The 13,944-nt window shown below is 40.8% G+C and carries 11 protein-coding genes; 5 read left to right on the top strand and 6 right to left on the bottom strand.

All coding sequences use genetic code 11. The annotated features are described in order from the left end of the window. Nucleotides 1-129: 129 nt before the first annotated feature. Entirely contained in the window at nucleotides 130-849 is a 720-nt protein-coding gene (locus tag D0T49_RS07125) for a hypothetical protein (protein ID WP_163629910.1), read from the top strand. 431 nt (nucleotides 850-1,280) lie between these two features. On the opposite strand, the gene D0T49_RS07120 is transcribed toward D0T49_RS07125, so the two are convergent. Next, complete coding sequence (locus tag D0T49_RS07120) at nucleotides 1,281-2,513, bottom strand: S-adenosylmethionine:tRNA ribosyltransferase-isomerase (RefSeq protein ID WP_203583438.1); 1,233 nt, start codon at nucleotides 2,511-2,513, stop codon at nucleotides 1,281-1,283. Between the two features lie 590 nt (nucleotides 2,514-3,103). On the opposite strand from D0T49_RS07120, the gene D0T49_RS07115 reads away from it, so the two are divergent. Both D0T49_RS07115 and D0T49_RS07110 read left to right on the top strand, forming a co-directional pair. Continuing rightward, nucleotides 3,104-4,351 carry a DUF2027 domain-containing protein gene (locus D0T49_RS07115; RefSeq protein ID WP_239057023.1) on the top strand — a complete coding sequence of 416 codons (1,248 nt, stop codon included), beginning with the start codon at nucleotides 3,104-3,106 and terminating at the stop codon, nucleotides 4,349-4,351. 213 nt (nucleotides 4,352-4,564) lie between these two features. Next, entirely contained in the window at nucleotides 4,565-5,482 is a 918-nt protein-coding gene (locus tag D0T49_RS07110; protein ID WP_163629909.1) for a hypothetical protein, read from the top strand. 261 nt (nucleotides 5,483-5,743) lie between these two features. Here the strand turns inward: D0T49_RS07110 and hisS are convergent, their stop codons facing one another. The 3 genes from hisS to D0T49_RS07095 form a co-directional block, all read right to left on the bottom strand. After that, nucleotides 5,744-7,111, bottom strand: coding sequence for a histidine--tRNA ligase (gene hisS / locus D0T49_RS07105; protein ID WP_163629908.1), 1,368 nt, complete (start codon nucleotides 7,109-7,111; stop codon nucleotides 5,744-5,746). Nucleotides 7,112-7,210: 99 nt separating this feature from the next. Then, a complete protein-coding gene (locus D0T49_RS07100) occupies nucleotides 7,211-8,194 on the bottom strand; it encodes a M28 family peptidase (RefSeq protein WP_163629907.1) in 984 nt (327 codons plus the stop codon). 167 nt (nucleotides 8,195-8,361) lie between these two features. Further along, a complete protein-coding gene (locus D0T49_RS07095; RefSeq protein WP_163629906.1) occupies nucleotides 8,362-8,535 on the bottom strand; it encodes a hypothetical protein in 174 nt (57 codons plus the stop codon). Nucleotides 8,536-8,772: 237 nt separating this feature from the next. Here D0T49_RS07095 and D0T49_RS07090 point away from each other — a divergent pair, with 237 nt between their 5' ends. Then, nucleotides 8,773-9,753 (top strand): lytic transglycosylase domain-containing protein, encoded by a 981-nt coding sequence (locus D0T49_RS07090; protein WP_163629905.1) that lies wholly within the window; start codon nucleotides 8,773-8,775, stop codon nucleotides 9,751-9,753. A 72-nt stretch (nucleotides 9,754-9,825) separates the two neighbouring features. On the opposite strand, the gene D0T49_RS07085 is transcribed toward D0T49_RS07090, so the two are convergent. Next, nucleotides 9,826-10,659 (bottom strand): deoxyribonuclease IV, encoded by an 834-nt coding sequence (locus D0T49_RS07085; RefSeq protein WP_163629904.1) that lies wholly within the window; start codon nucleotides 10,657-10,659, stop codon nucleotides 9,826-9,828. Between the two features lie 467 nt (nucleotides 10,660-11,126). Between D0T49_RS07085 and sstT the strand changes: the two genes are divergently transcribed. Further along, nucleotides 11,127-12,347: a serine/threonine transporter SstT gene (gene sstT, locus D0T49_RS07080; protein ID WP_163629903.1), complete on the top strand. Its 1,221-nt coding sequence runs from the start codon at nucleotides 11,127-11,129 to the stop codon at nucleotides 12,345-12,347. Here sstT and D0T49_RS07075 read toward each other — a convergent pair. Beyond that, nucleotides 12,344-13,831, bottom strand: a complete 1,488-nt coding sequence (locus D0T49_RS07075) for a M28 family peptidase (RefSeq protein WP_163629902.1) — start codon at nucleotides 13,829-13,831, stop codon at nucleotides 12,344-12,346. The two genes, sstT and D0T49_RS07075, sit on opposite strands and share 4 nt — an antisense overlap. Nucleotides 13,832-13,944: the final 113 nt, after the last annotated feature.

The following is a 13,944-nucleotide window of genomic DNA, read 5'->3' as shown; positions in this document are numbered from 1 at the left end:
AGGAAAAAGTATAAAGTTACTTTATTACCTCTTACTCCCTACTTCTTATCTCTAACTTGTAACTCGTAACTATTAACTTGTAACTAAATAAATAATAATTAAACATTAACAACTAACAATTAAGTAATCATGAACAGAAAACAATTTTTACTACAGGCATTTATTTTAGCTTGTTTTTTTCAATTTTCGTTTTTCATTTTTAGTGCAAATGCACAAGTAACTATCGGTGGAGAGGCTGAGCCTGCTAAAGGTACAGTTTTGGACTTGAGCCCTTCGGGCGGTTATGTGGGTGGACTAAAACTGCCTAATGTATCGTTAGATAATTTATCGACTATGCCCAATGCTTTTACTGACAAATCGGCGATAACCGACTTGTCGAAACTGAAAGGCTTGCAAGTGTACAACACTAATACAACCCTTGGAGAGGGAGTGTATATTTGGAATGGTACGGTTTGGTACAAAAGCGAGTTGGGTAATGAGAAATATGCAACAAAAATAAATTTAGCTGCCGATGTTACTATTGATAAAATCGGTGAATATAATAAGCTTGCTAGTTTTACCGTTCCACGTGCAGGAGTTTACCTTGTTTTTTCGATGGTAAGATTTCGACCAGATGTTGTTGGAAACATATCTGTCGGCACTCATTTGTTTTATTCCGATACCAATAGTCTGATTTTGTATGGGGCAAGTGCTGTCGAAAATACTGTTAGTAATAGTACTTCAACAATTTCTTTTAGCGGCTATTTTATAACCGATGGAGCAAAAATGATAGATTGGACTTTTGAGAGTACAGCAACAGGGACAGTAAGGGCAATTGGTTCTAACTGGCTTCAAATAGTGGAATTGTAAAGAGAAACCTAAGTACATGACAAAAAATGTCGAATGTTTCTTCAATCTGTTATAGGTGCTTTTTGACCTTGTCCGGTGAGCCGAAAAATAAGAGCAGTCGGCGTTAAAAAATCTTNGACAAACGCTAATTTTTCGTGCGAAGCGGGCATAGTCTTGATTTTTTGTTCCTTTTGCATCAAGGCAAAAGGAAGTAGATAACTTAAACAAAATCATTAAATATCAGCAAAATACTGATTGTGATTTAGTTTTTTGTCATGTACTAAAAAGAGAAACTTAAATACTATATGAGAAGAGGGAGAGTGTCCCAAAAGGAAAGAGAACGCAAATTACGCAGATAAACACAAATTTACGCAAATCTTATTTTGTTGAAATAAAGCAAGTTACAAAAATTAATTTGCGTTCAAAAAAAACTTTTGAGACACTTTCTTCTTTTATAATAGTAACGAGCTGTCTCCGTAGCTCAGAAAACGGAAATTGTGTGCGAGTGCATAATCGTAAATCTCTTTCCATCTACCTTTTACAAAGGCTGAAACAAGCAGCAGAAGTGTACTTTTTGGTTGGTGAAAATTGGTTATAATTCCGTTTACGATACGAAATTTGTATCCCGGTTTTATCATAATCTGCGTGGAAGCGTGAATGCTGTTCAGTCCTTCTCTGTCGAGGTAGCTTACAATGGCTTGCAACGCCTCGATGGTTTGAATATTGCTCGATTTATCGTAAGGCTGCCACTGCGAAACATTGAAATTTAGCGCATTGGGGTTCTCCAGAATATTCACCCCAATATAATAAAGGCTTTCGAGCGTACGCACCGAGGTAGTGCCTACTGCTATGATGTTTCCGTTGTTTTTTATCAGGTTTTCGATGGTTTCCTTGTTTACTTCTATCACTTCGGCGTGCATCTGGTGCTCGTTTACCGTTTCCGATTTTACCGGCTGAAAAGTTCCTGCCCCTACATGCAGTGTGAGTTCTTCGGTGCGGATGTTTTTCTTTTTCAGGCTTTCAAACACTTCGGGGGTGAAATGCAGCCCTGCGGTAGGTGCGGCTACCGACCCTTCTATTTTTGAATAAACGGTTTGATAGGTGGTTTTGTCACTTTCTTCAGTATCGCGGTGCAGATAGGGAGGTATTGGCAGTTCCCCTGCATTTTCCAGTATTTCGGCAAAGTGTATGTTCGGGTTATCCCAAGAGAAACGGACAGAGTGAGCGTTTCCTTCGCTATTTATTAATTCGGCTTTTAGCTCGCAAAGTATTTTCCCCTTATCCTCTATTGTTTTAACAAGTGCTCCCGATTTCCATTTTTTCAGGTTACCTACCATACATTTCCATACGCACGATTGGGTTGAGCCTAACGAGAGTGCATAATCCGAAGGCTCGGAGGGTTCGAGGCAAAACACTTCGATACGTGCTCCTGTGTCTTTACGAAAAACCAAACGGGCTTGAATAACACGGGTATTGTTGTAAACTAAAAGAGCGTTTTGAGGCAGAAAATCAACAAGATTTGAAAAAATGCTTTCTTCGATTTTTCCATCTTCATAAACAAGTAGTTTGGACGAATCGCGCTTAGTTAAAGGGAATTTAGCGATGCGATTGTCCGGAAGCGGATAATCAAAGTCGTTGATATATATCGTTTGGTTTTCGTTCGGGTTGCTCACAGGATTTGACAAAAAATTATTGTACTTTTGTGTTGCAAAAATAGTAAATAGCTGCAAGTTTCGGTCATATTTTTTTATTTATTGGCAGTAATACAATATTTAGCGCAAGTCTGTGACTTGTAGGGCAAGCGCATCAAAATATGCAGAATTGCTATTTTATTCTTTCGTAGTCGTAGNGTCGTAGCTAATCTTTCCGCCTCAGCTGGTGAGCGTAAAGAAATTCAGCGTAACGGAGCACTTTTCCCCTCTCCTTAAGGAGAGGGGGTAGGGGGTGAGGTTGGAAAAAGTAAAAGCCTGTCCGGCTCGAGGACAAAGTAATAAAGGAATGAGAATATCAGAACTCTCCCTAAATCCCTTTCGACCTCTCCCGCCTTTCAGGCACCCTCTCCAAACGGAGAGGGAAAAAGGAAAGAAAGTTTTTGAGAGGGACTTTGAGAGCGAGAAACGAAAGAACGATATCTGATGAATTTGATGATTAAAATGTAATTTTGATGCGGTTACCCTATGTGACTTGTGCCTATCTGTTTTTGCAGTTTTAAACTGCGTATATTTTCGGCACAAGTTACGCTACACTAAACTTGCGCCAGTGATGTGATTGAAGTATGTCGGTCAGAAGCTCCGTAGGGAGCTTAAGTTTGGTAATAGTTGTGATAGACATTTTTCGTGCCGTAGGTGCGAAACTTTTGCAGCAAGTAGTGTGCTTACGGCACGCAGAGAGCATGGTAGAACCAACGATTATCAAACTCAATCGTAAATTAAAAATTGTAAATTATATAATTATGAAAATAGGAGATACAGTACGTTTTCTGAACTCGATAGGAGGGGGCAGGGTAACGCGAATTGACGATAAGAAAAGTCTGGTGTATGTGGAAGATGAAGATGGCTTTGAAGTTCCGGCTCTGATGCGCGAGGTGGTGGTGATACAGAATGTAAGCGAAACTACCAATATACCTAAAAAGGATTTCGGCTCGAAAAATGAAGAGGTACAGGCTAAACCAATGCCGGTTTATACAGAACCGCAACCTGAGCCCGAACCGATTGTTGAAACTCCTGAAGGCGATACACTAAATGCTGTTTTAGCCTTTTTTCCGGTAGATATTAAGCAACTCCAAACTACATCGTACGAGTGTTATCTGGTAAACGACAGCAATTACTTCCTGTTCTATAACTTTGTGATAGGAGCGAAGGATGCGAGAAAAAGTGTTGCAAATGGCAGAATTGAGCCAAATACTCAGGAATTGATTGCACGGGTGTCGAAAGATGATCTGAATGATTGGGAACACCTCCAAGCGCAGATAATTGCCTTTAAAGAAGGGAAGGCATATAGCCGGCAAAGCGTGATTGATGCCCATATACGGCTGAATACGGTGAAATTTTATAAGCTGCATAGCTTTGCCGAAAATGAGTATTTTGATGAGCCGAGCCTGTTAGTCGACTTAATTGCCGAAAAAGAGAAGCAAACTTTGGCGGAGGTTTCGCCCGAAGAAATAAAAAAAGCGCTTTATACTAAAGAAGAAAAACCCCGGCAAAGACCCCGGGTTGTAAAAAAAGAACAGCCTGAAGGAAAAAATGTGATTGAAGTTGATTTGCACATCAGCCAGTTAGTAGACTCTACAGCGGGGATGAATAACGCGGATATGTTGCAACTGCAGTTGGATAAATTCCATGCGGTACTGGATGAGAACAGGAATAAGAAAGGGCAGAAAATTGTTTTTATTCACGGCAAAGGCGAAGGGGTGCTGCGTAAAGAAATAGAAAAGCAACTGAAAACGAAATACAAACATTATTATTTTCAGGATGCTTCGTTTCGCGAATATGGCTTCGGAGCTACGATGGTTACTATAAAATGAGGAATGAAAAGGAATTAGAAGTAAAGGAAATAAAAGAATGAAACTAATAATTGCACATACTTCCATCACTGGCCCATCACTGGCGCAAGTTTAGCGTAGTGTAACTTGTGCCGAAAATATACGCAGTTTAAGACTGCAAAAACAGATAGGCACAAGTCACAGACTTGCGCCAAATATGGGATAAGTATTATTTTCGTATAATTCAATTCTATCATGAAAAAATATAATTCAGAGGTAAACGTTCTTTACAAATGGTGTAAACCTGCTTTTCTGACAATATCTTTTTTATTCCTTTTCGCCTGTGGTAATACCACGCCTGAGCCTGAGGAGGAAGATTTGTCGATGTACGTAACTCAGGTTTACGAGTATGTATATGCTCCCGGACAGCATGCTAAGGACAGAAAAAAAGAAGATGCGCAAAATTTTGTTGGTAAGCCTGATACCGATTTGTATTTGGGGGGATTCGGTGGGTATGTTGTTGCGGGATTCGACCACGATATAATGAATGTGGAAGGAGAATATGATTTTGAAGTGTTCTCGGCCGGAATAACTCCCGAGCCTGCGGTTGTGTACGTAATGAGCGATGAAAACGGCGATGGAGAGCCAAACGGTACTTGGTATGAGCTGAAAGGCAGCGAGTTTGACAACAAGAGTACAATCCGCGATTATTATGTTGTTTATTTTAAACCGGAGTCGGACAATGCAAATGTGCGGTGGAAAGACAGTATGGGAGCAGAAGGGGACTTGATTTCGGGTCATGGGGCAAAAAGTACTGCTGCGTGGTGGTGGAGCGAGACAAAAGAGGATAGTATAAAGCTGAGTGGAGTTCGCTTACCTGATGCCTATGTAAATAATTCTCCCGACCCGCAGGCTGAAAACTGGGTTGTGCCTGCCCACCTTTTCAAATGGGGCTATGCTGAGAATAACAGGGGTGAAGATTATGATAAAGGAGTGAAAAGCAACAGATTTGACATATCCAATGCAATAGATGAAAAAGGCAATTCCGTAAAGTTAGAACATATTCGTTTTATCAAAGTGCAAACCGCTGTTTTTCAGCAGGCAGGTTGGCTCAACGAAGTTTCGTCGGAAGTGCGAGGGGCAAGAGATTTGCATTACTCGCAGGATGAGTAAATCTTCTTTTTTTTGAAACCCTTTTCCTCTCCCTCATATTTGGCGCAAGTCTGTGACTTGTGCCTGTCTGTTTTTGCAGTTTTAAACTGCACCTTATTCCACAAATTTACGCAAACCTCTCGCTACCACACGTGTATCGTATGACATTTTGGATAATCAATGATTTAGCTTGCTTTGTAATCGACTGATTGTCAGCTGATTGTATTGTTTTGAATTCCAAATATGTATACCTTTTGTCACATAGCATGCCGCCTCCCTTGGCTATCGTACGATTGCTAATATACTCAGTAATTCGGCAAGCGAAATAAGGTTTTGCTCGCCTGTTTTCATGTCTTTGAGCATCACTTTGTTTTCATTCATCTCGGTTTCACCTACTATTGCTACAAATGGAATCTTTTTACTGTCGGCATACGACATTTGTTTTTTCATTTTAGCATTGTCCGGATACACTTCGGCATTAATCCCTTTCGCCCGAAGCTCTTTCAGCCACGGCAGGCAATACAGTTTCTCGTTTTCGCCGAAGTGAACGAATAAAACCTGTGTTTGTTCCGATGAGGTTTCCGGATATAATTCCAATTGGTTAAGTACATCGTAAATACGGTCGGCTCCAAAAGAGATACCTACGCCCGACACTCCCTCCATGCCGAAAACTCCTGTAAGGTTGTCGTAACGCCCTCCTCCGGTTATGCTACCGATGGCTACGTCAAGAGCTTTTACCTCAAATATGGCTCCTGTATAGTAATTCAGTCCGCGTGCTAAGGTCAGATCCAGTTCAATTTGGGTTTGTATGCCCATTTTCTCGCAAAGGTTGAAAATTGTTTCCAGTTCTTCAACTCCTTTAAGCCCTGTTTCCGAAGTGGCTAATATCGTTTTTAGCTGTTGCAGCTTTTCGTTGTTAGAGCCGCTTAGCTTCAAAATGGGTTGTAGCTTTTCTATCGCTTCGGGTTGTACGCCTTTGGATGCCAACTCCTCGTTTACATTATCAAGGCCTATTTTATCCAGTTTGTCGATAGCAACGGTAATATCTACAATTTTATCTTTTTCGCCGATTATTTCGGCAATTCCCGAAAGTACCTTGCGGTTATTTATTTTTAAACACACATTGATTTTGAGCCTGCGGTAAACCTCGTCTACAATTTGTATCAGTTCAAGCTCATTCAATAGCGAGTCGCTGCCTACCACATCCACATCGCATTGGTAAAACTCGCGGTAGCGTCCTTTTTGTGGACGGTCGGCACGCCATACGGGCTGTATCTGATAGCGGCGGAAAGGGAAAGTTATTTTATCACGGTTTTGTACTACGAAGCGTGCAAAAGGAACAGTAAGGTCGTAACGCAACCCTTTTTCCGATATTCGGTTAGTCAGTTTCGTGCTGTTTCGTCCCAAAAGTTCTTCGTCCGACAAACCGGAGAGATAATCGCCCGAATTGAGAATTTTGAATAATAGTTTGTCGCCTTCATCACCATATTTGCCCATTAGTGTGGATAAATTCTCCATTGCGGGTGTTTCTATCTGCTGGTAACCGTAAAGGCGGAAAACATCTTTTATCGTGTTGAAAATGTAGTTTCTTTTCGCCATTTCTTCCGGCGTAAAATCGCGTGTACCTTTAGGTATGGATGGTTTTTGCATAGGAAATCGGGTATATTTTTGTTTAATATAGTTTATGTAAAATATTTCATTTTTCAAAGCTCTCTTAGCCTCCCCTTGGGGGGGAGGTTGGAGGGGTTTTTATTCGTTGTAGATGATGTACAGCAAGGTTGTGCCAACGGCTTGCAGTGTGTTTTTATCAATATGCTCCATTGTGTCGTTTATCGTGTGCCAATAATGCCCGAATCCATGCGGGCTTTCACGGTCTTGCTGTATAATGTCTATCGACGGTATGCCGATAATCTGGTTTATGTATAAATGGTCGTCGGTAACGCCTCCTCCATTCTGATTGATAAAATATTGGTTGAATCCGAGATTCTTGGCTTGTTTCCATACCTTATCTACGATGTCGTTGGCATAGTAGCCGGATATCTGCTCGCGGTAGAATGTTGCGTTTGGAGCGCCCACCATATCCAGTAAAATTCCGTAACGGGCACGGTAGTTTGATGTATGAGGATTTCTTGCCCAGTATTGCGAGCCTAAGCACCACGAATTTGCTGTGTTTGCATTGGCAAGGTGTTCGGGTGCACCGTAATCTTCTGCATCAAAAAAAATAATGTCTACTCCTGCGTTGGGTTGCTGCTTGTTTATCTGACGCGCTATCTCCAATAATACGCCTACACCGCTTGCCCCGTCGTTTGCTCCTAAAACGGGCTTTTTCCTGTTAGCCGCATTCGGGTCGTGGTCGGCCCAAGGGCGCGAATCCCAATGCGCGAAAAGCAGGATACGTTTTTTGTTTTCGGGCCGGAAAGAGCCGATAATGTTGACAGCTTTCAGTGTTGTTCCGTCAAAAGCTGTAAGGTCGGCACGCTGCTCTGTAACTTCTGCTCCAAATTCTTTTAATTTTGCTGACAGGTATTCGGCGCAAGCAACGTGCTCTTTCGTGTTCGGTACACGAGGCCCGAAATCCACTTGACGTTGTATGTAATGATATGCTGAATCGGATGAGAAAACAGGGATGTTTACACCTTTCATTTCCTTTTGTCTTTCTGCCGACTTGTTTGTTGCTTTATTGCAACCGAAGCATATAGCAAGAGTAAATAGTATCAGAAGCGTTTTTTTCATTTCGGCGAAATAAGTTTTTGCAAAGATACGTTTTTTTGGGAAGAAATGTATTTGTGATTTGCAGAATTGAAAATGCAGGTATGATTGCAGGCCGTGTTATAAAAACAAAATCCGCCCTTCGACAGGGATAGTCGAAGGGCGGATTTGTAAATCGTTGTCTTATATATTTATTCGATAAATTTATTCAGAATAACATGTCCTACAGCACCTACTACAACACAAATGGCTGCTATGATAAGTAGTGTGTTGCCCGGAAAATCACTGAAATGGTATACTGCCAACAGGATAACTCCTATCAACATAACAATGATTCCTAAATACTTCAATATCTCATTTTTCATTGTAATATATTTTTTGATTAATTTAAAAACCAAGGGATTAGTATGTTCTAATCCGGAATAAGTATTTTCTAAATGCAAATTAAAACATTTTTTGCGGAGTAATAAAATTATTTCTGTGAAAAAACGGCAAATAAATGAAAATTAAACTGAAAAAATGTATTATATACATCTACTTCGTTTCGGGGCTTGAATGATTTGATTAATTTTGTTTATTAATTGAGAGAGAAAATAATAGCTATGAAAAATAAAAAACTAAAAATACTGTATAGCAGCCTGATATTGTGTGTGTTGTTGATAAGTACATACGCTTTTGTGTCGCCTATTGTGGCCGAAGGAAACAATGAGCCTTCGACGGGAACTTATCCTCCCCAAAGTGTAAATTCGTTGCCGGTGTTGAAGCAAACTGAATTTGCCGGAAAGTCCATTCCGTTGCAGAGGCATGATGTCCGTGAGCGTTTCGACAGGGAATTGATGGCATTTACCTACATGCACAGCACTACTTTTTTGATTATTAAAAGGGCGAATCTTTATTTCCCTATAATCGAACCTATATTGAAAGAAAACGGCATCCCCGACGATTTCAAATATCTGGCTGTAGTGGAGAGCTATCTGAATCCCCGTGTGGTTTCTCCGGTAAAAGCGGTAGGAATCTGGCAGTTTGTGACCGATACGGCTATCGAGTGTGGCTTGGAGGTAACCGGCGAGGTTGACGAGCGTTATCATCTGGAAAAATCTACTATAGCAGCTTGCCGATATTTGCAGCAGTCGTACGATATGTATGGCGACTGGCTGCTGGCTGCCGCATCGTACAATGCTGGTCGCAGGCGTGTAACTGAAGCACTTGAGGAGCAAGGGGCAACTGACTTTTTTGGTTTGTACCTGAATGAGGAGACAAGCCGCTATATTTTTCGCCTGCTGGCAGTGAAAGAGGTAATCTCGAATCCGAAAAAGTATGGATTCCGTTTGAAAAAAGAAGATTTTTACCATACTGTAAGGACGGAAGAAGTAGAGATAAATACTCCTGTGGAAAATTGGGCTGAATGGGCACAGGAACACGATACTGATTTTGCACAATTGAAGTATTACAACCTTTGGATAAGGGATATAAAACTTGAAAATTTCGGGGGAAATACTTATAAAGTAAAAATACCTTATGCCAAAAATTTAGACTATGACATACGGAAAGTGAAAATACACAACAAAGCGTGGGTAGAGTGATAAAGGATAAAGAATCAAGAACCAAGAATCAAGAATCAATATTTTTTGAAAATACACATGTTATTCGTGTTTTTAGCCTTTGTAAAGCCCTCTCAGTAATTTTATTTCCTCTCCATAGCCTTCCGGCTCGTTAGGAGTTTCGAGCAGAAATGGCAAGTGTTTTAGCTTGGGATGGTTAATGATTCTTCCGAAAGTATCCAAGCCTATGTTTCCTTCACCTATTTTTGCATGACGGTCTTTGTGGCTTCCCATAGGGTTCATACTGTCGTTCAGATGAATTGCTTTCAGCCTGTCAAGGCCTATTATTTTATCAAATTGGGTTAGCACGCCATCCAAATCGTTTACAATATCATATCCTCCGTCGTAAATATGGCATGTGTCGAGGCAAACTCCCAACTTGTCGTTTAGTTCGACACCATCAATAATTTCCCGTATTTCTTCAAATTTTCCTCCTACCTCGCTCCCTTTGCCCGACATGGTTTCAAGCAAAATACAAATATCCAAATCCTCTGTAATAATTTTATTCAACGCTTCTGTAATTTGTTTTATTCCGGTTTCGATACCTTGTCCTGTATGGCTTCCGGGGTGGAAGTTGTAAAGTTTGCAGGGTAATTGCTTCAAACGATTCAGGTCGTCAATCATTGTTTCGCGACCGAAATTCCTTGTCTGAGGATTTGACGAGCAAAGGTTTAGAGTATATGAAGCGTGCGCCAGCAGGGGAGCGAAGTTGTTTTTCTCCATCAGCACCTTTAATGCTTCGGCATCGGCAGGGTCTATTTCTTTAGCTGCCCCGCCTCGTGGATTGCGAGTGAAAAACTGGAATGTATTCGCGTTTATTTTTAAAGCATCCTTTCCCATAGCCTCGTAGCCTCCGGAAAGTGACAGGTGACAGCCAACATTTAGCATAGTAATTTGTTTTTAAGTGAGATACAAATATAATAAAAATGTAATAGGGCAACTGCATTAAAAATACATTTTAAACACTGGATTTGTCATACATCGCTCTTCCGTTACAGCAATCTCCAACTCCCTCTCTTTGAGAGAGGGATTTAGGGAGAGTTACAGCATTCTCTGTTTTATTGCCTTCGTCCTCAAGCCGGACAGGCTCTTACTTTTTCCAACCTCACCCCCTACCCCCTCTCCTTAAGGAGAGGGGAAAAGTGCTCCGTTACGCTGAATTTCTTAACGCTCATCAGCTGAGGCGGAAAAGTTAGTTTCGGCTACGAAAGGAGTAAATAATAAACCAACGGATTTTAGTTGCTTTTTGATACGGTTAGCCTAAAAATGTAAGACAGAGTTTTTATACTATTATCTAATTTGTATCTTTAACGTCTCTATGTGGTGTCGTTTTTAGGAATAAAATATCAAATACTATGAATATTAAAAACTTTATACTGAATGGTAATCTCGTGCTTCAAATCCTGATTGGGTTGATTTTAGGCGTATTAATCGGTATATTCTTGCCGAATATCGCTGTTTCTATCGGCGTTTTGGGCGATTTGTTTTTGTCGGCTCTGAAAGCTGCCGCTCCTATTCTCGTATTTTTTCTTATAATATCTTCTATTACCAACCATAAAAGCGGACAAAAAACCAATATCAAATCAGTTATTGTACTTTATCTGCTGGGTACGTTGCTGGCTGCGGTTACTGCGGTGCTTGCCAGTTTCCTATTCCCATCTACCATAACCCTGAAAGATACGGCAGATACAACCCTTCAAGCTCCTACGGGCATAATGGAAGTGTTGAAAGGGATTTTATTCAAAATAGTAGACAATCCGGTGAATGCTATTATAACCGCCAATTTCATCGGGATATTAGCATGGTCGGTAGCTATCGGTTTTTTTATGCGCAAGGCATCCGAGAGTACAAAGTTGGTTTTTAATAATATATCCGATGCGCTGATTGCAGTTGTGCGCTTAATCATTCGCTTTGCTCCGCTGGGTATTATGGGCTTGGTGGCTTCTACTATTGCAGTAACGGGCTTGAGTGTTTTGCTCGAATATCTGCACGTTGTTTTAGTATTGGTAGGCACTATGCTTTTTGTTGCACTGGTAATGAATCCGCTTATTGTTTTTTGGAAGATAAGGAAAAATCCGTATCCTTTGGTTTTTACTTGCTTGAAGGAGAGTGGTATAACCGCATTTTTCACCCGCAGTTCGGCGGCCAATGTTCCGGTAAACCTTGCCCTTGCCAAGAAACTGGATTTGGATGAAGATACTTATTCGGTAACTATCCCACTGGGTGCTACTATCAATATGGAAGGGGCGGCTGTTACTATTACCGTGCTTACGCTGGCGGCAGTACATACGCTGGGAGTGGAGGTAAATATATTTACAGCTATTTTGTTAAGCATTGTGGCTGCATTAGCGGCTTGTGGAGCTTCGGGCGTTCCGGGCGGCTCGCTGCTCTTGATTCCTGTGGCATGCGGGCTGTTCAATATCCCTACTGATACTGCTATGCTTGTAGTAGGGGTGGGAATGACAATAAGCGTAGTACAGGATTCGATGGAAACGGCATTAAACTCTTCGACCGATGTTTTGTTTACCGCTGCCGCCGATATAGCCGAAAAGAGGAAGAGAAAACGGGCGAATTAATCATTCGCCAATTCCCACAGAGTTAGAAATACCATTTTTGTTCTGTCGTACAGCGCTTTGTAAGCTATTTTATCCTCTGTGTCAGTAGGTTTGTGATAGTCAGGATGTTCCCCGCTTGTGAACATTACTGAGGGTATCCCTTTTTCGTGGAATACAAAGTGGTCTGAATTACGGAAATTTCCGTTAACTGCGGGATAAGTATGATACTCGAATTTGAATTTTCCCGCATAGGGCTTAATAGTCTCTATTTTTTCCCTGATTGGTTTGCTCTGTGTATCGTGATTTGATACATACATATAAGTGCTGTCGCCCGATTGGTGTGCAGCGTCCACTCGCCCTACCATATCTATATTTACACAGGCAATGGTTTTATCTAATGGGAATACCGGATTTCCCACATAATATTGCGCTCCCAGCAATCCGTTTTCTTCCGCTGCGGTTATCAGGACAATAACAGAGCGTTTCGGGCCTTTCTTCTCTTTTTTAGCCTTAGTCAGTACGCGTGCAATTTCGATGGCGCTGCTTACTCCTGAGGCATTGTCGTCGGCTCCGTTGTAAACTTCTTCCCAACGTTTTCCTATGTGGTCGTAATGCGCAGTGAGTATAACGTATTCATCTTTCAGGCTGCTTCCCTCGATGTAAGCAACAATATTGTTTACATTGGCGTCTGAGAAGAATACATTCCCGTTGAATGTGGCATCCGTTGCTATCGAAAAAGATTTTGGAGTGCCTTCTTTTTCTATTTCGTAACGGAGTTGTTTTATGGTTTTATTTTCTTTTTCAAGTATTTTGTTTGCAAGTAATTCATTAATAAATATTTCGGGAGTTTCTGTGGAGCTTTTTTGTGTTCTGCTCCAGAACGAGATGTCATTGTAGCTGTAATCTCTAATTTTGTCGAATCCGGTTCTCACATGAAGTATGGCTTTTGCATCCTGCGATTTCAAATAATCTTTATCGGGAAATGTTTTCTGGTTGGAATCGTAGCGGATTCCGTACCGGTTCGTAGGGCTTCCATCTGTGAGTATAAGTACCCCTTTTCCCGCTACATCTATATTTTCGAAATCGTTGTAAACTGCGTCATAAGCTCCATACCCGGCAAAAACAAATTCGTTGATATTGATTACCGAATCCTGAAATACAGTATTGGAGTAAGAGTAATTGTCTTTGAAGTTAAAATTGTTGAGTATGAATCTTTTATTGGATAGCTCTCTCCTTTTAGCCTGTATATTTTGCAAATAGCTTTTTCCGTTTCCCTTTTGTACATTATATTTTTCAAACAGTTCGGTTATGTATTTTTCGGCCAGTTGAAATCCCTTTTCTCCTGTTTTTCTCCCTTCGTATTTTTCTGATGCCAGTGTGTACAAAACTGACTTCAGGTTTACGCTATCTACTTCCGAGATATATTTGAGTGCTGTTTTATCTTGCGCAGAAAGTGCAAAGGAAATAAAGACACATATTATCCAAAGGGAGTTTTTTAAGTTCATAGGAAATTGGTTTAATTAATTTACCCGCAAAGATATGTTTTTTTGTAGGGGAAATAAAAAAACCACCTGTGGTTTTACAAGTGGTTTCGTATTGTAGTTCAAATATATTGGTT

Origin of the sequence: Paludibacter sp. 221, assembly GCF_010501035.1 — a bacterium.
GTDB lineage: Bacteria > Bacteroidota > Bacteroidia > Bacteroidales > Paludibacteraceae > QVMH01.
Note: the sequence above shows the minus strand (reverse complement) of the source record. Positions and strands in the feature narration are given on the sequence as shown.